The 21,428-nt window shown below is 71.8% G+C and carries 20 protein-coding genes and 1 pseudogene; 14 read left to right on the forward strand and 7 right to left on the reverse strand.

Annotation, left to right across the window (positions count from 1 at the left end; genetic code table 11):
• Positions 1-28: 28 nt before the first annotated feature.
• Positions 29-1,186 (forward strand): D-alanine--D-alanine ligase family protein, encoded by a 1,158-nt coding sequence (locus A4E84_RS28490; protein WP_062929267.1) that lies wholly within the window; start codon positions 29-31, stop codon positions 1,184-1,186.
• Positions 1,187-1,268: 82 nt separating this feature from the next.
• Here the strand turns inward: A4E84_RS28490 and A4E84_RS28495 are convergent, their stop codons facing one another.
• Entirely contained in the window at positions 1,269-1,787 is a 519-nt protein-coding gene (locus A4E84_RS28495) for a DUF3515 domain-containing protein (protein ID WP_062929268.1), read from the reverse strand.
• A 20-nt stretch (positions 1,788-1,807) separates the two neighbouring features.
• Positions 1,808-2,041, reverse strand: coding sequence for an Lrp/AsnC family transcriptional regulator (locus A4E84_RS28500; RefSeq protein ID WP_030851968.1), 234 nt, complete (start codon positions 2,039-2,041; stop codon positions 1,808-1,810).
• A gap of 206 nt (positions 2,042-2,247) precedes the next feature.
• Between A4E84_RS28500 and A4E84_RS28505 the strand changes: the two genes are divergently transcribed.
• Both A4E84_RS28505 and thiD read left to right on the forward strand, forming a co-directional pair.
• Positions 2,248-3,213 (forward strand): thiamine-phosphate kinase, encoded by a 966-nt coding sequence (locus tag A4E84_RS28505; RefSeq protein WP_062929269.1) that lies wholly within the window; start codon positions 2,248-2,250, stop codon positions 3,211-3,213.
• The gene (gene thiD / locus A4E84_RS28510; RefSeq protein ID WP_062929270.1) at positions 3,210-4,007 is read left to right on the forward strand and encodes a bifunctional hydroxymethylpyrimidine kinase/phosphomethylpyrimidine kinase; all 798 of its coding nucleotides are present in this window, start codon (positions 3,210-3,212) and stop codon (positions 4,005-4,007) included. The genes A4E84_RS28505 and thiD overlap by 4 nt, the downstream gene beginning before the upstream one ends.
• A 104-nt stretch (positions 4,008-4,111) precedes the next feature.
• Here the strand turns inward: thiD and rpmB are convergent, their stop codons facing one another.
• Complete coding sequence (rpmB, locus tag A4E84_RS28515) at positions 4,112-4,297, reverse strand: 50S ribosomal protein L28 (protein ID WP_004924906.1); 186 nt, start codon at positions 4,295-4,297, stop codon at positions 4,112-4,114.
• Between the two features lie 268 nt (positions 4,298-4,565).
• Between rpmB and A4E84_RS28520 the strand changes: the two genes are divergently transcribed.
• The gene (locus A4E84_RS28520; protein WP_062929271.1) at positions 4,566-6,287 is read left to right on the forward strand and encodes a DAK2 domain-containing protein; all 1,722 of its coding nucleotides are present in this window, start codon (positions 4,566-4,568) and stop codon (positions 6,285-6,287) included.
• 12 nt (positions 6,288-6,299) lie between these two features.
• On the opposite strand, the gene A4E84_RS28525 is transcribed toward A4E84_RS28520, so the two are convergent.
• Together A4E84_RS28525 and A4E84_RS28530 are read right to left on the reverse strand one after the other, a co-directional pair.
• A complete protein-coding gene (locus A4E84_RS28525; RefSeq protein WP_062929272.1) occupies positions 6,300-9,236 on the reverse strand; it encodes a hypothetical protein in 2,937 nt (978 codons plus the stop codon).
• The gene (locus tag A4E84_RS28530; protein WP_062929273.1) at positions 9,233-11,071 is read right to left on the reverse strand and encodes an HSP90 family protein; all 1,839 of its coding nucleotides are present in this window, start codon (positions 11,069-11,071) and stop codon (positions 9,233-9,235) included. Before A4E84_RS28530 ends, A4E84_RS28525 begins: the two co-directional genes overlap by 4 nt.
• A gap of 187 nt (positions 11,072-11,258) precedes the next feature.
• Here A4E84_RS28530 and recG point away from each other — a divergent pair, with 187 nt between their 5' ends.
• From recG to mutM, 8 genes and pseudogenes are all read left to right on the forward strand, one after another.
• Positions 11,259-13,487, forward strand: coding sequence for an ATP-dependent DNA helicase RecG (gene recG, locus A4E84_RS28535; protein WP_062929274.1), 2,229 nt, complete (start codon positions 11,259-11,261; stop codon positions 13,485-13,487).
• Between the two features lie 104 nt (positions 13,488-13,591).
• A pseudogene (gene rsmD / locus A4E84_RS28540) lies at positions 13,592-14,182 on the forward strand (16S rRNA (guanine(966)-N(2))-methyltransferase RsmD); the annotation flags it as partial.
• 26 nt (positions 14,183-14,208) lie between these two features.
• Positions 14,209-14,688, forward strand: a complete 480-nt coding sequence (gene coaD / locus A4E84_RS28545; RefSeq protein ID WP_033313182.1) for a pantetheine-phosphate adenylyltransferase — start codon at positions 14,209-14,211, stop codon at positions 14,686-14,688.
• A gap of 120 nt (positions 14,689-14,808) precedes the next feature.
• Complete coding sequence (locus A4E84_RS28550; RefSeq protein WP_062929276.1) at positions 14,809-15,879, forward strand: ATP synthase F0 subunit B; 1,071 nt, start codon at positions 14,809-14,811, stop codon at positions 15,877-15,879.
• Positions 15,880-16,003: 124 nt separating this feature from the next.
• On the forward strand, positions 16,004-16,657 hold the full coding sequence (locus tag A4E84_RS28555; protein ID WP_062929277.1) for a YceD family protein: 654 nt from the start codon (positions 16,004-16,006) through the stop codon (positions 16,655-16,657).
• 2 nt (positions 16,658-16,659) lie between these two features.
• Complete coding sequence (rpmF, locus tag A4E84_RS28560; RefSeq protein WP_003951102.1) at positions 16,660-16,833, forward strand: 50S ribosomal protein L32; 174 nt, start codon at positions 16,660-16,662, stop codon at positions 16,831-16,833.
• A 7-nt stretch (positions 16,834-16,840) separates the two neighbouring features.
• Positions 16,841-17,692: a ribonuclease III gene (gene rnc, locus A4E84_RS28565; protein ID WP_174569468.1), complete on the forward strand. Its 852-nt coding sequence runs from the start codon at positions 16,841-16,843 to the stop codon at positions 17,690-17,692.
• Positions 17,693-17,799: 107 nt separating this feature from the next.
• Positions 17,800-18,660, forward strand: coding sequence for a bifunctional DNA-formamidopyrimidine glycosylase/DNA-(apurinic or apyrimidinic site) lyase (gene mutM / locus A4E84_RS28570; protein WP_062929279.1), 861 nt, complete (start codon positions 17,800-17,802; stop codon positions 18,658-18,660).
• Here mutM and A4E84_RS28575 read toward each other — a convergent pair.
• Both A4E84_RS28575 and A4E84_RS28580 read right to left on the reverse strand, forming a co-directional pair.
• Entirely contained in the window at positions 18,650-19,048 is a 399-nt protein-coding gene (locus tag A4E84_RS28575) for a winged helix-turn-helix transcriptional regulator (protein ID WP_062929280.1), read from the reverse strand. The two genes, mutM and A4E84_RS28575, sit on opposite strands and share 11 nt — an antisense overlap.
• Before the next feature lie 87 nt (positions 19,049-19,135).
• Positions 19,136-20,293, reverse strand: coding sequence for a CAP domain-containing protein (locus A4E84_RS28580; protein WP_062929281.1), 1,158 nt, complete (start codon positions 20,291-20,293; stop codon positions 19,136-19,138).
• Between the two features lie 161 nt (positions 20,294-20,454).
• Between A4E84_RS28580 and A4E84_RS28585 the strand changes: the two genes are divergently transcribed.
• Positions 20,455-20,736 carry an acylphosphatase gene (locus A4E84_RS28585; protein ID WP_031138144.1) on the forward strand — a complete coding sequence of 94 codons (282 nt, stop codon included), beginning with the start codon at positions 20,455-20,457 and terminating at the stop codon, positions 20,734-20,736.
• A 377-nt stretch (positions 20,737-21,113) separates the two neighbouring features.
• The gene (locus tag A4E84_RS28590) at positions 21,114-21,317 is read left to right on the forward strand and encodes a hypothetical protein (protein ID WP_030852030.1); all 204 of its coding nucleotides are present in this window, start codon (positions 21,114-21,116) and stop codon (positions 21,315-21,317) included.
• Positions 21,318-21,428 lie beyond the last annotated feature (111 nt).

The raw sequence follows: 21,428 nt of genomic DNA on the forward strand, positions 1-21,428 counted from the left end.
CCCTACCAACGGGTACTCTCAACGCGATATGAGCACCGAGAACCTCCCCCAGAGCCCCGAGCAGCCGCCTCGCAAGCCGCGTGTGGCCGTCGTGTTCGGCGGGCGCAGCTCCGAACACGGGATCTCCGTGGTCACCGCCGGCGCCGTCCTCAAGGCCATCGACCGGACGAAGTACGACGTCCTGCCGATCGGCATCACGCAGGACGGGCGTTGGGCGCTCACGGCGGACGAACCGGAGCGGATGGCGATCGTCGACCGGCGCCCGCCGAGCGTCGACGCCCTGGCCGAGTCCGCCGAGGGCGCGGTGATCCTCCCGGTCGACCCCGCCAGCCGCGAAGTCGTCTACAGCGAGCCGGGATCGGTGCCCAAGGCCCTCGGCGAGGTCGACGTGGTCTTCCCGGTGCTGCACGGCCCGTACGGCGAGGACGGCACCCTCCAGGGCCTCCTGGAGCTCTCCGGCGTCCCGTACGTGGGTTCGGGCGTGCTCGCCTCGGCCGTCGGCCAGGACAAGGAGTACATGAAGCGGGTGTTCACCTCCTTCGGGCTGAAGGTGGGCCCGTACGTGGTGATCCGGCCGCGCGAGTGGGAACACGATGAGGCCGCCGCCCGCAAGAAGATCGTCGACTTCGCCGGTGAGCACGGCTGGCCGCTGTTCGTGAAGCCCTCGCGGGCCGGTTCCTCGATCGGCATCACCAAGGTCGACGACCTCTCCGGCCTCGACGAGGCGATCGCCGAGGCCCAGCGGCACGACCCCAAGATCCTCGTGGAGGCCGCACTGCGCGGCCGTGAGATCGAATGCGGTGTCCTGGAGTTCGAGGACGGCCCCCGGGCCTCCCTGCCCGCGGAGATCCCCCCGCCCGAGGCGCAGGCGTACTACGACTTCGAGGCCAAGTACATCGACTCCACCCCGGGTCTCGTCCCGGCGCCCCTCACCCCCGAGGAGACGGCCGAGGTCCAGCGCCTGGCGGTCGACGCCTTCGAGGCGGCGTCCTGCGAGGGCCTGGTCCGCGCGGACTTCTTCCTCACCGAGGACGGGCAGTTCGTGATCAACGAGATCAACACCATGCCCGGCTTCACGCCCATCTCGATGTATCCGCAGATGTGGCAGGCGAGCGGGGTGAGCTACCCGGAGCTGATCGACCTGCTGGTGCAGGCGGCACTGCGCAGGTCGACGGGCCTGCGCTGAACCGACCCTCAAGGGGCGCGGAGAACCGCGCGATCAGCCACGAACGGCCCGCGGACTCAGGACGGGAGCACGGGCGCGGCGCTCAGGAGGCGATCCCTTCGGGGATCGCCTTCTTCACGGCGGCGGCCAGATCGATCAGCACGCTCGAACTGTCCACGCCTTCCGGCGCCCGGACCTCGATGTAGGCCTCACGGTTGGCCGTGGTGAACCGGTACCCCTCGTCACCTTGCTTCTCCATCAGCCAGTCCACACCGTTCACGCCCCCGGCCACGGCATCGGGGTCATGTCCGTCGGCGACCTTGGGATCGACCATCTTCGGCGGCTGCGGCACACCGCAGCGAAGTATGATCGCCGGGCTGCCCCAGCTCGCCGTCAGTGCCGACGCGGGCTCGGGATCCTCACGGCGCTCACCGTTCACCTTCGCGGGCAGTACCTTGTCCAGGTTCCGGCACAGTTCCGCGACCTTCGCGTCCGGACTGGGAACCGCCGCCGACGCGCTGTCGTCTGCTGAGGAGCAGCCCGCAACAGTGATCAACAGCGCGACAGCGGGCAGGCGGAGCACGCGGAGGACACAACGGTGCCGGTGACGGAAAGAGTTCACCGGCACAGGGTAGACGGGGGCTACAGATGGACGACCGGGCAGGTCAGGGTGCGGGTGATGCCGTCCACCTGCTGAACCTTGGCGACCACCATGCGGCCGAGATCGTCGACGGTGTCGGCCTGCGCCCGCACGATCACGTCGTACGGTCCCGTCACGTCCTCGGCCTGGATGACCCCAGGGATCTTGCTGATCGTCTCGGCGACGACCGAGGCCTTCCCGACCTCGGTCTGGATCAGGATGTACGCCTGTACCACGGAACCTCCAGGGCGGCCACGAGGATCATGTGGGGAAAAGGAACGCCACGGTATCGCGTCGCCGCTCGCCGCGGGGAGACCTGCGGGGACCGGGTCTTGCGCGCCGAGGTGCAGGTCCGGCAGAACTTGACGGTCACTTCGACGGTAGCGAGCACGGAGATGCCTCGCGACCGGGCACGGACAGGGACAGAAGGGGAGAAAGGGCAATGAAGGGCACTGTTGGTGAGCTCGGTGAGTTCGGGCTCATCAGGGAGCTCACCTCCCGTCTGACCACCACCCCGGCGGTCCGGGTCGGCCCCGGCGACGACGCCGCCGTGGTGGCCGCACCCGACCGCAGGGTCGTGGCGAGCACGGACATCCTGGTGGAGGGCCGGCACTTCCGGCGCGACTGGTCGACGGCCTACGACGTGGGCCGCAAGGCGGCCGCGCAGAACCTCGCCGACATCGCCGCCATGGGCGCCGTACCGACCGCGCTGCTGCTCGGCCTGGTCGTCCCGGCCGAACTGCCGGTGACGTGGCCGAGCGAGCTGATGGACGGCCTGCGCGACGAATGCCAGGTGGCGGGCGCCGCCGTGGTCGGGGGTGACGTCGTACGCGGCGACTCGATCATGGTGTCGATCACCGCGCTCGGCGATCTGCGCAACCAGGAGCCGGTGACACGGGCGGGCGCCCGGCCCGGCGATCGGGTCGCGGTGACCGGCTGGCTGGGCTGGTCGGCCGCCGGGTTCGCGGTGCTGTCGCGGGGGTTCCGCTCGCCGCGGGCGTTCGTGGAGGCCCACCGTCGGCCCGAGCCGCCGTACCACGCGGGTCCGGCCGCAGCCGGGCTCGGGGCGACCGCGATGTGCGACGTGAGCGACGGGCTGATCGCCGATCTCGGGCACATCGCCGAGGCGAGCAAGGTCCGCATCGACATCCGCTCCGGGGCGATCGACATCCCGTCCCAGATGAACGACATCGGGCAGGCCGTCGGGGTCGACCCCATGCAGTGGGTGCTGACCGGGGGAGAGGATCACGCGATCGTGGCGACGTTCCCGCCGGACGTGAAGCTGCCCGCCCGCTGGAAGGTCATCGGCGAGGTCCTCAACCCCTCGGCACTGCCCCAGGTGACGGTCGACGGGGCGCCGTGGACCAGCAAGGGCGGCTGGGACCACTTCGGGGACATAGAGTCATGATCCCCAACGTCCTGACGGTGGCGGGCTCCGACTCCGGTGGGGGCGCGGGCATCCAGGCCGACCTCAAGACGATGCTCGCGCTCGGCGTGCACGGCATGAGCGTCGTCACGGCGGTCACCGCGCAGAACTCGCTCGGTGTGCAGGGGGCTTGGGAACTGCCCGTGGAGGCCGTGCGGGCCCAGTACCGCAGCGTCGTCGACGACATCGGCGTCCAGGCGGTCAAGACCGGGATGCTCGCCTCCGCGGAACTCGTGGAGGCGGTCGCCGAGTTGATCGCGGAGACGGACGCCCCTGCCGTGATCGACCCGGTGGGCGTCTCCAAGCACGGCGATGCCCTGCTCGCCGCCTCTGCGCTGGACTCCGTTCGTACGAAGCTGCTGCCGGTGGCCACTGTGGCCACACCGAACCTCGACGAGGTGGCCCAGATCACGGGCGTACGGGTCGCGTCGGAGGGGGAGATGCGGCAGGCTGCTGCGGCCGTTCTCGCGTACGGGCCGCGCTGGGCGCTGATCAAGGGTGGGCACCTGCCCGGCGACGCCGTCGATCTGCTCACCGACGGATCCGAGGAGCACTGGCTGCGGGCGCCCCGGCATGACAACCGCCACACCCACGGCACCGGCTGCACCCTCGCCTCGGCGATCGCCTCCCAGCTCGCCAAGGGGCAGCCCGTGCCGGAGGCGGTGGCGGCGGCGAAGGAGTACGTCACGGGGGCCGTCGCGGCCGGGTTCGCGCTCGGCGGGGGGATCGGCCCGGTGGATCACGGCTGGCGTTTCCGGGCGGGGCCCGAGCGCTGATGTGCGGGACCTGAGCACCCGTGTCCGGGCACCGCAAAGAGCCGGCCCACCAGAGGTGGACCGGCTCTGCAGCGAACCAGCAGTGGCCGCGCGCTAGCTGAGCGTCAGCGCGAGACCTTGCCGGCCTTGATGCACGAGGTGCAAGCGTTCACGCGCTTCGGCGTCCCGCCCACCACGGTACGCACTCGCTGGATGTTCGGGTTCCAGCGGCGGGGCGTACGGCGGTGCGAGTGCGAGATGTTGTTGCCGAAGCCCGGCCCCTTGCCGCAGACGTCGCAGTTGGCAGCCACGGGTCACTCCAAAGACTTCAGATGCACTTACGGTTGATCCCGGCAGGCCGGGATCAAGATTCTCGGGCTCTGCTGAGCCGGTCGAAATCTGAGTGGCGTTGCCAGGGGGAAGGCCCGATCAGATCGGGCAACCGGAGCAGCATACAACGGCTGCACCCGTAGAACGAAACTACCATGGCAGCTCAGGGGCCCGGTCCCCTCCCTCTTCCGGTGAACACCGCCCCGGGGTCTACGCTGCGAGCCACGTCCAGCAGCTCAGGGAGGCCTAGTGGCGCAGGTGCCGCAGACATTCTTCGATGCTCTCGCGGTGCGCACCTGGTGCGGTCTCGCGCTGGAGACCCTGGGGCGGGCGCGCGAGGAGATCGACGCGATCAACGTCTATCCCGTGGCGGACGGCGACACCGGCACCAACCTGTACTTGACCGTGGAGTCGGCGGTCGCGGCCGTCGAGGCGGTGTTCGCCGGACACGCGGCGGGCTCCGGCCCCGACGGGCCGACCCTCGCCGACGCCGCCCGTGCGATGGCGCACGGGGCCCTCATCGGCGCCCGCGGGAACTCCGGGACGATCCTCGCCCAGCTGCTGCGCGGCATGGCCCAGGTACTGGCCGACGGCGAACCCGCCCACACGGACGGCCGGGACCTGCGGCTCGCCCTGCGGCAGGCGGCCGACTCCGCCCGCCGGGCCGTCGCCCATCCCGTGGAGGGCACCGTCCTCACGGTCGCATCGGCCGCCGCCGACGCCGCGGACCGGGTCCAGGGCGACTGCGGGGCCGTGGCCCGGGCGGCCTACGACGGAGCCCTCGCGGCCCTCGCAGCGACCCCGGGCCAGCTGCCCGTCCTGGAGCGCGCCGGAGTGGTCGACGCCGGGGGGCGGGGCCTGGTCGCGGTGCTCGGAGCGCTGGTGGAGACGTTCACGGGGGAGAGGGCGCGGGGGGTGGCGGCGAGTGCGGGCACCGGCCCCTCCAGGGACCCCCACGCGCGCGTGGAGCCCGCCGTGGGCCCCGAGCCGGCCGACGGGGTCCTGGACGAGTGCGCCGACGGCGCCGCCGTCGTGCCGGGCCGGGAAGGGCCGGCCTTCGAGGTGATCTACCTCCTGGAGGCCGAGGACCGGGCCGTGCAGCGGCTGCGGGAGCGGCTCGACGCCCTCGGGGACTCCCTCGTCGTGGTCGGCGGCGACGGGCTGTGGAACGTGCACGTCCATGTGGACGACGCGGGCGCCGCCGTCGAGGCCGGTATCGAGGCCGGCCGGCCCCACCGGATCCGCATCACGCACTTCGGCGCGGGCGACGTCCACACCACCGGCGCCGAGCGGCCGCCCCGGGAACGCGCCCAGCGGGCCGTCGTGGCCGTCGTGCCCGGCGAGGGGCTGGCCGGGCTGTACACCGAGGCCGGCGCGACGACCGTGCTCGCACGCCCCGGGGAGCCGCCCGCGAGTGGCGAGCTCGTCCAGGCCGTACGGCGGGCCCACGCGCGCGAGGTCGTGCTGCTGCCCAACGACGCCGATCTGCGCCACACCGCCGCGGCGGCCGCCGAGCAGGTCCGCACGGAGGGCATCCGGGTCGCCCTGATCCCGACCCGCTCGGCGGTCCAGGGCATCGCGGCCCTGGCCGTGCACGAGCCGGACCGCCGCTTCGACGAGGACGTCGTGTCCATGACCTCCGCCGCCGGGGCCACCCGCTACGCCGAGGTCACCGTCGCCGAACGCCAGTCCTGGACGATGGCCGGCATCTGCCAGGCCGGCGATGTCCTGGGCCTCATCGACGGGGACGTGGCCGTGATCGGTTCGGACGTCGCCGAGACCGCCGAGACCGTTCTCGACCGCATGCTCTCGGCCGGGGGCGAGATGGTCACCCTGGTCCTCGGCGACGACGTCCCCGACGTCGTCGCCGAGCATCTGGAGGGCAGGGTCCGCGAGGGGTACCTCGCCGTCGACACGGTCGTGTACCGGGGCGGGCGGCAGGGGGCCCTGCTCCTCATCGGCGTGGAGTAGGGCCGGGGCCGCTCAGTCCGGACGCTCCGCCGGCAGCAGCCGCAGCAGCTGCTCCGCCTCCGCCCGGCGGGCCCGCACCGCCTCGCCCTCGCCGTCCCCGGCCTCCGAGATGCCGTGTCCCTCGTACGCCGCCAGCACCGCACGCGCGCGTGCCACCGCGTCGGCGGGGCGGCCCAGGTCGGCCTCCAGCCGGCCCGCGGTGAGTTCCGCGCCGGTGCGGCTGTGCAGCGCGCCGTCCCCGAGGGAGGCGAACACGTCGGCCGAGCGCACCACTTGGGCCAGCGCCTCCTCGAACACCTCACGGACCGGGGCGCCCTCGGCGTCCTCGGCGGCGGAGCGGGCCAGCAGGTCGCCGAACTGCTGGTGGGTGTGGCCGAGTTCGGCGACGAGCTGCTGCCGGGACTCCTCGTCGGTGGCTGCCTCCCGCGCCGCCTCGCACTCCCGGACGGCGTCCGCCATCAGATCGCGTGCCTCTCCCAGCCCGTCCTGCGCGCGGAGCGCCAGCCAGGCGCGGGCGCGCAGGGAGCGGATCAGGCCGTGGGTGTTGCCGAGCTCGCGCCACAGCCCGCCCGCGCGCGCGTAGGCCTGGTCCGCCTCCGCCGCCAGTCCGGCCTGCCCGAGGGACTCCCCGGCCAGGTGGGCGAGGGTCGCGTGGTCGTGCTGCTCGGGCCAGTGCCGGGCGATCTCGGCGGCCTGCAGGCGCCGTTCGGCGGCGGCCCGGTGCTCGCCCAGCTCGCTCAGGCAGTCGCCGAGCCACCACTGCGTCTGCACGACCGCCCCGTCGCCGTGCGTCTCGGCGGTCAGGTCGGGCAGCGCCGACTCCAGCACCTCCGCGGCCTCGGCCCACCGCCCCTGCCGCAGCAGGAAGCCGCCGAGCTGCTGTCGCGCCCACGCCCCCAGCGTCGCCGACTCGCCCGCCTCGTCGGCCCAGTGGGCGGCCTCCAGGGCGTGCCGGGCGGCCTCCGCGGCCTCACCCCGGCCGCCGACGACCTCGGCGAGCTGAAGGTGCAGCTGGGCCCGCCCGGGCGCCTCCAGCTGCGCCCCGCCGTGCTCCAGGGCCGCCCGCAGCGCCCGTTCCGCCTCCGCCATGTCGCCGAGATGGTGGGCCAGAGAGGCGAGCCGGGCCTCGTATTCCACCGCGAACCACGGCAGCCCCGCCGCCACGAACTCCGCCGCGCCCCGGGCGAACAGCTCCGCGGCGCTCTCCAGATCCCCGGCCAGCCCCGCCAGCTCCCCGAGCATCGCCCGGGCCTCGGCGACCCGGGCGGCCAGCCGTACGTCCTCCTCGGTCCGGCCCTCGACAAGCGCGAGGACTTCCCGGACGGCGCCCTCGGCCTCGGCGAGAGCCGCCGGGTCGCCCTCGGCGCCGTGCGCCCGGCGCGTCAGGATCCGCGCCCGGCTCATCACGACGGACGCCGTCTGGCGGATGGCCGTGCCGTCGGCGGCGTACAGCGCGAGGACCTCGTCGTAGAGGCCGGTCACCGCCGCGACGGCACCTTCCGCATCACCCGCGAGTGCGCGGACGTACGCCCCACGCGCGCGTGCCGCGAGGGCCTCGCCCGGGTCGCCCGCTTCCGCGTAGAGACCGGCGGCCCGTTCGAAGAGCTCGCTGCCCTCGGGGCCGAGGGACATCGCCTCGTGGTCGGCCATCTCGGCACGATCGCGCGGGTCGAGTTCCGTGCCCGCAGCAGCCGCGGCGGCAGCCGCCCACGCCTCCACGGCGCCCGGCCGCAGGGTGTCCGACAGCCGCCGCGCCTCGGCCAGCAGGGCAGGCAGATCCGGCTGCCCGGTGGCGGGAGCCGGAGCCGCGGCGGGAGCGGGCGGGGGAGCCGGCCGTACCGACCGCACTCCCAGCGGCAGCCGCTCCACCAGCGGTCGCCGTGCCATACGCGCGCGTGTCCGCTCGCTCACGTGCGTCGTGCCGTTGCGTTCGTCGAAGCGCGCCGCCAGGGCGAGGGCCACCTCGCGCGCGTGCGTGGCGAGTTCGCGGGCGGTCCACTCCCGGCCGGCCGGGCCCGGCACCTGCCGGTCGCCCAGCCCGAGCCCGGTCAGCCGGTCCATGAGCAGGGCGACCACGCTCATGAAGTCCAGCTTGCTCTGCGGATGTCCGTCGTCCGTGAAGTACGCAGGCCGCTCCGCGAGCAGCTCCAGGCCCCGCGCCTCGTTGCCGGTGAGCGCGCAGAACTCCACGTGCTCCGCGTAGGCGCCACGCATGCTCTCCATCGCCCGGACGAGCCGGAAGCCCTGCAGATGGTTGGCCCGGGCCTCCTCCTCGCGGCCCAGCCGCAGCAGCGGCACCAGGGACGACGCGAGGGCCGTGTGCGGCTCGTGGGCGCAGGTGTACTCGCCCTCCAGCACCGGCCCCCACAGCTCCAGCGCCTGTGCGTCCCGCCCCTGCTCCGCCTGCCACCAGCCCTGCCCGTGCAGCTCGCACGCGTGGCAGTCGGCCATGCTGTCGCGGTCGGCCGCCAGCCACGCGGCGTACGCCCGCTCGGCCCGCGCCACGTCCCCCACGTGCGCGGCCACACTGTGCTCGGCGCTGCGCACGGCCCGTTCGGAGTGCCCGGCGAGCCGGTAGCGGTGCTCCATCTCGCCGAGCCACTTCTCGATCGAGGCGAGCGGGACGTGCGGCTGGTCGAGCATGCCGGCCGAAACCCACTTGAAGACCCAGTGCAGCGAGTGGGTCTCGTACGCGTCGAAGTCCTCGGGCCGTTCGTCCCACATGCGCAGCAGGCGCGCGAAGGGGACGAACATCTTCCCCTTCTCGGAGCTGTAGTTGTAGACCTTCAGCTGGTGGCCGAGCGCCTCGATGACGGCCAGCGGGACGTTCAGCTTCTCGGCCGCGGTCAGCAGCTCCTCCGCGCGCGCGTTGCGGGCCGGCCCCTCCGGCTGCCCGGAGTTCTCCGCCATCGCCTCGCGCAGGGCGTCGAAGTCCGTGATCTCCGTCATGCCTGACCGTCCTCGCTGTGCGTGGCCCACTCCAGGAGGCCGATGAACGCGCGGTTGAGCAGTGCCGAGTCGGCCGGCCTGAGCGGTCGCTGCGCCATCAGCAGCGCCTGCCCGTAGAGCGACTCCGTGGCCGTGCCGATCAGCTCCGGGTCGGGCAGCGCGCTGATCCTCCGGACCAGCGGATTGAGGTGGTTGAGCACCAGACGCGCGCGGGGTGCGCTGCCCCGCAGGGAGCCCAGGATCCCCGCCCACAGGTCGTCGGCCCGCTCCTCGGCGTCCGCGCGGGCCTGCTCGTGCCGGGCGTCCCGGTCGTCGAGGTGCAGCGCGGGCACGGACAGCGGGTGGAAGGCCCGCAGGACGACGTCACAGCCCAGTGGGTCGAGCCGGGCCCGGGCCGCCGCCAGGAAGCCGGACAAGGTCAGCTCCTCGGCCGGGTCGACCGCGTCCAGATGCGCGGTCACCGTCTCCGCGTCCAGCTCGGCGACCACGGTCCCCGGTCGCACCGACGGCAGCGCCTGAACCAGCTCGCTGTCGTAGGTGTAGCCGCCGTTGATCACGCCGATGCCCTGCGCGGACGCGATCGGCGCGACCTGCCGGTACTCCTCGACGGTCCGCGTGAAGTGCACCACCGGGTGCCGCTGCGCGAACTCCTCCAGGGACAGCCGCCCGTCGGTCGTCTCGAACGGCAGCCACGGCAGCATCGTGCGCAGCATCTCCCGGTCGTGCCGGGCCAGCGACTTCACGCCCAGGTGGTGCACCGACAAGAACGCGGCCAGCCGCTCCGGATCACCGGCCGCCAGACCCGTCAGCCAGGCCCGGATCCGCTCGCCCAGCGCCTCCCGTACGGCCGCCAGCGTCTCGTCCTCGTACAGCGACTCGCGTGACGCCGTGGGCCGCAGGCTGTCGGTGTCGAGCACACAGCGCACGAAGAACGCCCAGTCGGGCAGCAGCTGTTCGGCCCGCTCGGTCAGCAGCATGCCCTTGAGGTGCACGCGGTGAACGGCGCGCTGGGCCGGGCTGACCGCCGACGGCAGCACGTACGCCACCCCGCGGATGCCGGCCAGCGGCACGGACAGGTCGATCGTGTCCAGCGGTGTGAAGCCGAACAGGTCGTGGCAGTGCCGGGCGAGGGCGACGCGCCGGGCGGCCGGGCCGGGATACGGACGGTCCCAGGGCGCCGGAAGGTCGGTGACCGCCTCGTCGCCGACCCGGACGTCGTACGGCAGCAGCGACCCGAAGTCCCGGGCCAGCGCCTCGACCCGCTCGGGCGAGAGCCACTCCGAGGCACCCGCCCGGGCCACCAGGTGCACGGTCGTGCCCGGTTCGGGCCGCTCGGCGTCCGGCAGCGTCCGCACGGTGTACGAACCGTCGTCGGTCGCCGTCCACTCCACCGGCGGTGCCCCGGGTGTACGGGCGCTGCGGCTGACGACCCGGATCCGCTCGGCGACGACGAAACAGGCCAGCAGCCCGATGCCGAACTGCCCGAGGAAGCCGGACCGCGCCTCCTGAAGTCCCTCGGCCCGCTTGGAGCTGCGCCCGATGGTGGCGAGCAGGCTGTGCACGTCGGCCTCGGTGAGGCCCACGCCGGTGTCCTCGATCCGCAGGGCGCCGCCCTCGGCGTACAGCCGCACCCGGGCCGGAGCGTCGGGTTCCGTCGCGTGTCTGGCCGTGATGGCGTCCACGGCGTTCTGCAGCAGCTCCCGCAGATACACCTTCGGACCGGAGTAGAGGTGGTGGGAGAGCAGGTCCACCAGACCACGCAGGTCGACCTGGAACGTATGAGGTGAGGAGGGCGAATGGGGTGCCTGGGATGCCTGTGAGGTCTGGGAGTCCATCTTCACGGCGCCGGTGGGGGACTCGCGACGGCGCGGGGTAGGGCGGTCCCGGTGGGGCGGTGACCGCGAAAGGGAGCCGGGAGCGCGTCATCCTAAGGCCCGAACCAGCCGCCTGACCAGGGGTTTCCGGGATCTTTACGGCGATCCGGCCGCGGCCTGGGAGCCATTGTCAGTGGCGTGGTGTGCAATGGATCTCGTGCCCGCACTGGAAGAACCCCTGCGACAGCCGCTGAAGTCGGTGCTCGGCCCCGCCACCGCGAAGGTGATGGCCGAGCACCTCGGCCTGCTCACCGTCGGCGACCTCCTCCACCACTACCCGCGCAGATACGAGGAGCGCGGCCAGCTCACGCACCTCGCCGACCTCCCCATGGACGAGCACGTCACGGTGGTCGCGCAGGTCGCCGACGCCCGCCTGCACACGTTCGCCTCCGCCAAGGCCCCGCGCGGCAAGGGCCAGCGCCTGGAGGTCACGATCACGGACGGCAGCGGCCGGCTGCAACTGGTCTTCTTCGGCGCAGGCGTCCACAAGCCCCACAAGGAACTGCTGCCGGGCACGCGCGCGATGTTCGCGGGCAAGGTCTCCGTCTTCAACCGCCGCCTCCAACTCGCCCACCCGGCCTACGAGTTGCTGCGCGGCGACCCGGAGGAGTCCGTCGAGACCTGGGCGGGCGCGCTGATCCCGATCTACCCCGCCACCGCCAAGCTGGAGTCCTGGAAGATCGGCAAGGCGATCCAGACGGTCCTGCCCACGGCCCGGGAGGCCGTCGAGCCGCTCCCGGAGTCCCTGCGCGAGGGCCGCGGCCTGGTGCCCCTCCCCGAAGCCCTGCTGAAGATCCACCGCCCGCACACCAAGGCCGACATCGAGGACGCCCGCTCCCGCCTCAAGTGGGACGAGGCCTTCGTCCTCCAGGTCGCCCTGGCCCGCCGCCGCCACGCGGACGCCCAACTGCCCGCCGTCCCCCGCAGACCTGCCCCCGACGGCCTCCTCACCGCCTTCGACGCCCGCCTCCCCTTCACCCTCACCGACGGCCAGCAGCGCGTCTCCCGGGAGATTTTCGACGACCTGGCCACGGACCATCCGATGCACCGGCTGTTGCAGGGGGAGGTCGGTTCGGGGAAAACCATGGTCGCCCTGCGCGCCATGCTCGCCACCGTCGACGCCGGGGGCCAGGCCGCCATGCTCGCGCCCACCGAAGTGCTCGCCCAGCAGCACCACCGGTCCATCGTCGAGATGATGGGCGAACTGGCCGAGGGCGGCATGCTGGGCGGGGCCGAGCAGGCCACCAAGGTGGTGCTGCTCACCGGCTCCATGGGGGCGGCGGCCCGGCGGCACGCCCTGCTCGACCTCACCACCGGCGAAGCCGGCATCGTCATCGGCACGCACGCGCTGATCGAGGACAAGGTGCAGTTCCACGACCTGGGCCTGGTCGTGGTCGACGAACAGCACCGCTTCGGCGTGGAGCAGCGCGACGCCCTGCGCGGCAAGGGCAAACAGCCCCCGCATCTGCTGGTCATGACGGCCACGCCCATCCCGCGCACGGTCGCCATGACCGTCTTCGGCGACCTGGAGACGTCCGTCCTGGACCAGCTCCCGGCGGGCCGCTCGCCGATCGCCAGCCATGTGGTCCCGGCCGCGGACAAGCCTCACTTCCTGTCCCGCGCGTGGGACAGGGTCCGCGAGGAGGTGGAGAACGGCCACCAGGCCTACGTGGTCTGCCCCCGCATCGGTGACGAGGAGGACGACCCGAAGAAGTCCGGCGGGAAGAAGCCGTCGCAGTCTCCGGAGGACGCCGCGGAGAAGCGCCCGCCCCTCGCCGTCCTCGACGTGGCCGATCAGCTGGTCAAGGGCCCCCTCAAGGGCCTGCGGGTCGAAGTCCTGCACGGCAGGATGCACCCCGACGACAAGGACGCCGTCATGCGCCGCTTCGCCGCCGGCGAGACGCATGTCCTCGTCGCCACGACGGTCATCGAGGTCGGCGTCAACGTCCCGAACGCAACCGCCATGGTGATCATGGACGCCGACCGCTTCGGCGTCTCCCAGCTCCACCAGCTGCGCGGCCGTGTGGGCCGTGGCTCGGCCCCCGGCCTCTGCCTCCTGGTCACCGAGATGCCCGAGGCGAGCCCGGCCCGTCAGCGCCTGGGCGCGGTCGCCTCCACGCTCGACGGCTTCGAACTCTCCCGCATCGACCTGGAGCAACGCCGCGAGGGCGATGTCCTCGGCCAGGCCCAGTCGGGAGCCCGCACCAGCCTCAGGATGCTCGCGGTCATCGAGGACGAGGAGATCATCGCGGAGGCGAGGGAGGAGGCGACGGCTGTCGTGGCGGCCGATCCGGAGCTGACCGGCCTTCCCGCACTCCGGACGGCTTTGGACGCCCTCCTGGACGAGGAAAGGGAACAGTACTTGGAAAAGGGATGAGTGACGGCACCCCAGGGGCGCGGGCCGTGAGCCATATGCGGCTACCGCCGCGCGGGCGCGACCAGCCACACTGATACCGGAAAGCCGCCGACCACCAAGGACCAACGATGACCCGCGTGATCGCCGGCCAGGCCGGCGGACGCCGCCTGGCCGTCCCGCCAGGGACAGGCACCCGCCCCACCTCCGACCGCGCCCGCGAAGGCCTCTTCTCCACCTGGCAGTCCCTCCTCGGCGGCCCCCTGGAAGGCGAACGCGTCCTCGACCTCTACGCCGGCTCGGGCGCAGTGGGCCTGGAGGCCCTGTCCCGGGGCGCGGGCCACACCCTCCTCGTCGAAGCCGACGCCAAAGCCGTCCGCACGGTCCGCGAGAACGTGAAGAACCTCGGCCTCCCCGGCGCCGAGGTCAGATCCGGCAAAGCGGAACAGATCATCCGTACGCCACCCCCCGGCGCCCCGTACGACCTCGTCTTCCTCGACCCCCCGTACGCCGTCACGGACGACGATCTTCGGGAGATCCTCCTCACACTCCGCACCGAGGGCTGGCTCGCCGAGGAAGCCCTCGTCACCGTGGAGCGCAGCACCAGAGGCGGTGAATTCCGGTGGCCCGGGGGTTTCGAACCCCTCCGGGCCCGTCGCTACGGCGAGGGAACGTTTTGGTACGGTCGCGCCGCCTCTACGTGCGAAGACGCACGATGACCGGACCGGAGAGCGAGGGAACACAAGTGCGCCGCGCCGTCTGTCCCGGGTCGTTCGACCCGATCACCAACGGACACCTCGACATCATCTCCCGCGCCTCCAGGCTGTACGACGAGGTCTATGTCGCGGTGATGATCAACCAGGCCAAGAAGGGCCTGTTCGAGATCGAGGAGCGGATCGACCTGATCCGCCGGGTCACCGCCGAGTACGGCAACGTCCGAGTGGAGGCATTCCACGGCCTGCTCGTCGACTTCTGCAAGCAGCGCGAGATCCCCGCCATCGTCAAGGGCCTGCGCGCGGTCAGTGACTTCGACTACGAGCTGCAGATGGCCCAGATGAACAATGGCCTCTCGGGCGTGGAGACCCTCTTCATCCCCACCAACCCCACCTACAGCTTCCTGTCGTCCTCCCTGGTCAAGGAGGTCGCGACCTGGGGCGGCGACGTCTCCCACCTGGTACCCGCGGAGGTCCTCGGCGTCCTCACCGAGCGCCTGCGGAAGGACTGAACCGGCACGGACGTTCCCCCGGGGCCTGACTGCCCGTCACCCGGTGTTCCGGGGCGACCCCGTGGCCGTACAGTCGTCCCGTCCGTCTCCAACGCATCTGTAGAGAGTGGCGAGCACACGGTGGACGTGCAGAAGAAGCTGGACGAGATCGTCTCCGCGGTCTCCGGCGCCCGGTCCATGCCCATGTCGGCCTCGTGCGTGGTCAACCGCGCCGACCTGCTCGCGATGCTGGAAGAGGTGCGCGCGGCGCTGCCCGACTCCCTCGCCCAGGCGCAGGAGCTGATCGGCGGCCGTGAGCACATGGTCGAGCAGGCCCGCCAGGAGGCCCAGCGGATCATCGAGGGCGCGCATGCCGAGCGCGGGTCGCTGATCTCCGGCACCGAGGTCGCCCGCCGCTCCCAGGAGGAGGCCGACCGGATCCTCGCCGAGGCCCGCCAGGAGGCCGAGGAGATCCGCGCCGAGGCCGACGAGTACGTCGACTCCAAGCTCGCCAACTTCGAGGTCGTCCTCACCAAGACCCTGGGCTCCGTCGGCCGCGGCCGCGAGAAGCTCCTGGGCACCGGCCCCGGCACCGACGAGCAGGGCTACTACGACGAGGACGCCCCCGAGCGCAGCCACGACCCCGAGACCCAGCGCCGCAGCGCCGACGAGTACGTCGACGTCAAGCTGGGCGCCTTCGAGGCGGTCCTCGCCAAGACCCTGGAGGCCGTCGGCCGCGGCCGGCAGAAGCTGCACGGCCGGATCGCCAGCGACGACCTCGGTGCCCTCGCCGACGACACCAGCACCGTCCAGCACTCCAGCGACGCCGACTACCTCGCCGACCTGGCCGCCCTCACGGACCAGAAGCCCCCGGCCGGACGTCCCGCCCAGCAGCAGGACTACGCACAGCCACAGCAGCCGGAGCCCGTGTACGGCTACCAGCAACAGCCCGACCCCTACGGCGGCTACCCGCAGCAGGCCTACGCCGCTCAGCAGGACCCCTACGGCTACCAGCAGGCCGATCCGTATGCCTACCAGGGCTACGACCCCCAGCAGGCCGCCTACGACCCGAACCAGGCCCAGCAGCAGCAGGCCTCCCAAGGGCAACAAGGCCACCAGGGCTACGCCCTCGACGAGACCAGTCTCTTCGACACCAGCATGATCAGCGCCGAGCAGTTGCGGGCCTACGAGCAGGGCCGGGGCCAGGGCTGAGGACCGGATTGGGCCGACAGCGAAAGGTCCAGTATCCTGGCTCTTCGGTCGCGTGGACGTCCGCGATCAACGCTGCCCGGGAACACCGAAGGGCGGCGTCCCCGAGTTCTCACCGAAAGCAGGAATGGCTCTGAACGCCCGCCTCGACCACCGCAACCCCCTCGTGTTCGACACACACGAGCTGGGTCGGCGGCCTGGTGCGCTGCAGCGCCTGACCCGCACGGTCGACGCTCCCAAGGACCTCGGTATCAAGGGAGTCATCGGAGTGCCGGAAGGCGCCCCGGTGGAGCTCGAACTCCGCCTGGAGTCGGTCATGGAAGGGGTGCTCGTCACAGGCACCGCCCGTGCCGCGGCCGAGGGGGAGTGCGTAAGGTGTCTGGAGCCGCTCGAGCAGCAGCTCGAAGCGGAGTTCCAGGAGATGTTCTCGTACCCTGACGCCGACGACCGGGGCCGCGTGATCGCGGAACCGGGCGACGACGCCGAGGATGACGAGGACAGGCTCTTCCTCGAGGACGGCTTGTTCGACCTCGAGCCCGTGCTGCGTGATGCGGTGGTGCTCGCACTGCCGATGCAGCCGGTGTGCCGGGAAGACTGCCCCGGTCTGTGCGCCGAATGTGGCGCGCGGCTGGCGGACGACCCGGACCACCACCATGACGCCGTCGACATCCGTTGGGCGGCATTGCAGGGACTCGCCGGCACCATGAAGGACGGCGAGAAGGACGAGATGAGCGGCGGCGCGCCTCAGTCAGCACGCGCCGACGAGAAGCAGGAGAAGTAGCCGTGGCTGTTCCGAAGCGGAAGATGTCGCGCAGCAACACGCGCCACCGCCGGTCGCAGTGGAAGGCTGCGGTCCCCACCCTGGTTGCGTGCGAGCGCTGCCACGAGCCCAAGCAGCAGCACATCGCGTGCCCGTCGTGCGGCACCTACAACAAGCGCCAGGTCCTCGAGGTCTGAGCGGCTGGTGAGAGGCACTGTGTCCACGCCTAAGAACAAGTCTTCCCGTGCGAGCGGGAGTGCTCCGGCGGACAACAACCAGGCCTCGTCCCACACGCTTCTGGAAGGGCGGCTCGGCTACAAGCTCGAGTCCGCCCTTCTGGTGCGCGCACTGACCCACCGGTCGTACGCATACGAGAACGGCGGTCTGCCGACCAACGAGCGCCTGGAGTTCCTCGGGGACTCCGTACTCGGCCTCGTGGTCACGGACACGCTGTACCGCACCCACCCCGACCTGCCAGAAGGCCAGCTGGCCAAGCTGCGGGCCGCGGTGGTGAACTCGCGTGCGCTCGCCGAGGTGGGCCGCGGGCTCGACCTGGGCTCCTTCATCCGGCTCGGCCGCGGTGAAGAGGGCACGGGCGGCCGGGACAAGGCATCCATCCTCGCCGACACCCTCGAAGCGGTGATCGGCGCCGTCTATCTCGACCAGGGACTGGACTCGGCGGCGGAGCTGGTGCACCGCCTGTTCGACCCGCTGATCGAGAAGTCCTCCAACCTCGGAGCCGGCCTGGACTGGAAGACCAGTCTCCAGGAGCTCACCGCGACAGAAGGACTCGGCGTGCCCGAGTACCTGGTCACGGAGACCGGCCCCGACCACGAGAAGACCTTCACTGCTGCCGCCCGCGTCGGAGGCGTCTCGTACGGCACCGGCACCGGCCGCAGCAAGAAGGAGGCGGAGCAGCAGGCCGCCGAGTCCGCATGGCGGTCCATCAGGGCCGCGGCGGACGAGCGCGCCAAGGCGGCCAAGGCCGCCGAGGCGACGCAGACGGCAGCGGCTCAGGCCGCCCACACGGCCGTCGACGGCAGCGTCGACGGCTGACAGCCGCCCGCCCTCACCCGGCGGTCGGCACAGCACAGCGCACCCGAGCGCCCGCCCCTGCCGGGGCGGGCGCTCAGGTCATCCGCAGGTTTGTGACGGGGGACCCCATGCCCGAGTTGCCCGAGGTCGAGGTCGTACGGCGCGGTCTCGAGCGGTGGGTCGCCCACCGGACGGTCGCCGAGACCGAGGTACGGCACCCGCGCGCCGTGCGCCGCCACCTCGCGGGCGCCGACGACTTCGCCCACCGCCTGAAGGGCCACCGCATCGGCGTCCCCAGCCGCCGCGGCAAGTACCTGTGGCTGCCCCTGGAGGACACGGACCAGTCGATCCTGGCCCACCTCGGCATGAGTGGCCAGCTCCTCGTCCAGCCGCACACGGCCCCGGACGAGAAGCACCTGCGCATCCGCGTCCGCTTCACCGACGCCCTGGACACCGAACTCCGCTTCGTCGACCAGCGCACCTTCGGCGGCCTGTCGCTGCACGAGAACACCCCCGACGGCCTGCCCGACGTCATCGCGCACATCGCCCGCGACCCGCTGGACCCGCTCTTCGACGACGAGGCCTTCCACCAGGCGCTGCGCCGCAAGCGGTCCACGATCAAACGCGCCCTGCTCGACCAGTCGCTGATCAGCGGCGTCGGCAACATCTACGCGGACGAGGCCCTGTGGCGCGCCCGTATCCACTTCGAGCGCCCCACCGCCACCTTCACACGCCCGCGCACCCTGATGCTCCTGGGGCATGTGCGGGACGTGATGAACGCGGCCCTCGCCGTGGGAGGCACCAGCTTCGACAGCCTCTACGTCAACGTCAACGGGGAGTCGGGCTACTTCGACCGGTCGCTCGACGCGTACGGGCGCGAGGGCCTGCCCTGCCGGCGCTGCGGCACGCCTATGCGGCGGCGGCCCTGGATGAACCGGTCGAGCTACTACTGCCCGAAGTGCCAGCGGCCGCCGCGGATCACGCCCTAGCGGAGTCGTACCGCTCGCGCGCCGCCAGGACCTCGTCCATGCTGCCCTCCACGAAGTGGATCAGGGCGAGCAGCCGCTGCGTCACGTCGCGCCCCAGGGGCGTCAGTTCGTAGTCCACCCGGGGCGGATTGGTCGGCTGGGCCTCGCGGTGGACCAGGCCGTCCCGCTCCAGGGCGTGCAGCGTCTGGGACAGCATCTTCTCGCTCACCCCGTCGACACGGCGGCGCAGCTCGTTGAAGCGCAGCGAGCCCTCGTACAGGGCGCCGAGCGCGAGGCCGCCCCAGCGGCCCGTGACGTGCTCCAGCGTGCCGCGCGACGGGCAGGCTTTGGCGAACACGTTGTACGGGAGGTCGTCGAGCCCCTCCGCGAGCTCCTGGGTGGTGGTCATATGCCCAAGCGTACGCCAGCACAGCGCTAACCGATAGAAGGCACTAACCAGAGGTTAGTGCCTTCTGTGGGGGTGCCTCAGGGCGCCCTAGTAGCCGAAGTTCTGGGTCCACCAGGGGCCGCCGGAGCCGAACTCGACACCGACGCCCAGCGTCTTGAAGTCGCAGTTCAGGATGTTCGCGCGGTGGCCGGGGCTGTTCATCCAGGCGTCCATCACGGCCGCGGCGTCGGCCTGGCCGCGGGCGATGTTCTCGCCGCCGAGGTTGGATATCCCGGCCTTCTCGGCCCGGTCCCACGGTGTGCGGCCGTCCGGGTCGGTGTGGTCGAAGAAGCCCCGTGCGGCCATGTCCTCGCTGTAGTTCTGGGCCAGACCGGCCAGGGCACTGTTGGCGGCGACCGGGCTGCAGCCCACCTTGGCCCGCTCCTCGTTCACGAGGCTGAGCACCTGGGCCGCGGCGGCGGAATCGCCGGCCAGGGCGGCGGAGGCACCGGGAGCCTTCGGGGCCTTGGTGGCCGTACGGGAGGGCGTGCTGTCCGGCTTCTCGCTGGGAGTGGCCGTCGGCTTCTTCTTCTCCGGGGTCTTCTCCTGCGTCTTCTCCGTCTTCTCCGGCGTCTTCGTCGGCGCGGCGGAGGACTTCGAGGCGGAGGGCGACGGGGAACCGGAGCGCTCGGCGTCCCGGCTGGTGGACGTGTCGTCCCGGCTCTCGGCACTGCCGGAGGTGCCGCCCTGCTCGATCGGGGTGTTCGTCGGGGTGTCCCCGGCCTGGACCTTGTCGGCCCCGCCGTTGCCGCCGAGCTTGTAGTCGTCCAGGCCGGGCACCGCGCCCGTGGCGACCGCGACCGTGCCGAGGGCGACGGCGGCGGAGACGCCGAGCAGGCCGGTGCGCATCGGCCGGGCGGTCTTCTTGCGGCGGCGGTGCGAACCCGAGCGGCGGGCGCCGCCGTCGGGCGTGAAGCCGTCGCTCGCGAAGCCGTCGCTCGCGAAGCCGTCGCTCGCGAAGACGGCCGTGTCGCCGTAGCGGTCACCCGCGGCGGACCCCTCCGCCCCGAAGAGGTAGGCCTCGCTCTTCGCGTAGCTGCCGGAGTACGCCTCCGGGTTCAGATAGGGCGCGATGCCCATCGTCGGGGCGTCGTCCGCGTCGGGGTACAGCGGATCGTGACCCTCCGCGAAGCCGTCGGCGTGGGTGTCCCCCGTGGCGCGGCCCGTGGCGGCGCGGCCGGCGTCGGAGCGTCGGTGGCGTCCCATGTCCTGGCCTTCCTCGTCCTGGCGGTCGACTCGTCCTCGAGATCAACACCAAACTCACTCGATCGTGTGAGTTTCATATGAGATTCGTTGAGGGGGGACGGTACCGCATGGCGCAAGTGGAGGAAGTGCCCGGAGGGAGATTGGGCGGTTAGGTTGCAGTCATGAGCGAGGATGTGCGATTGGTCGCCTGGGTGCGTGGACGCGTCCAAGGTGTGGGTTTCCGCTGGTTCACGCGGGCCAAGGCTCTGGAGATCGGCGGCCTGAGTGGCTTTGCTCTCAATTTGGGCGACGGGCGGGTTCAGGTGGTCGCCGAGGGCGGGCGCGAGGGCTGCGAAGGGCTCCTGGAGTGGCTCCAGAGTGACGACACGCCCGGCCGCGTGGACGGCGTCACCGAGATCTGGGACACACCACGCGGCGGCTACGACGGCTTCGCCATCCGCTGAGCACGCCCGCCGGGCGGCCCCCAGGCCGCCCGCGGACGGCCCGCGGGCGACCGCCCCGGACGGAAACTCGCTGGTGATTGCCGAGAACCGCTTGCCTCGGCACGCTCCACCCGCAAAGATGATCGCCACGCCCCAAGGGCCCCGCACAAGCCGCAGTACGGCCGTTCCAGGCCGCGCGTGCCCGGGTCGCCCCCAATACGGGGCGTGATCGTGTTGACCGTCAAACTTTTTGGTGAGACGCTGAAAGCCCCGCGCACCTTAGCTGTTTGGCATGGCTGAACGGCAGCACAACTCCAGGCCATGCCAAGACCGCGGGTGCGAATCCCTCACGACCCACACCGCAGCGGTCGGTCACGCATTGTGGAGGACCATCCATCATGGCAAAGGCGCTTCTCGGTTACGTCGGCGGCTCCGACCCTCGACTCCTCGCCGAGATGCGACGGCTCCAGCAGCGCGTCCAGGACCTGGAATCCGAGCTCGGACGAATCCAGGCGGAGAACGAAGCGCTGACGGCTGCCGCTTCTCACGACAGGATCATGGAGAGCGTTGACGCACACCAGGCGGAGCCTGCGCTCACCTGATCACTGCACCGCTCCACAACAGCACAGCAGTGGTTGGGCCGCCCGTCACAACCGCCTAGTTGTCTGAAGTGCAAGGGACGCCCCGTCGGCGTCCCTTCTTTCTTGCCTTGC

The sequence above is a fragment of the Streptomyces qaidamensis genome (assembly GCF_001611795.1).
Taxonomy (GTDB): domain Bacteria; phylum Actinomycetota; class Actinomycetes; order Streptomycetales; family Streptomycetaceae; genus Streptomyces; species Streptomyces qaidamensis.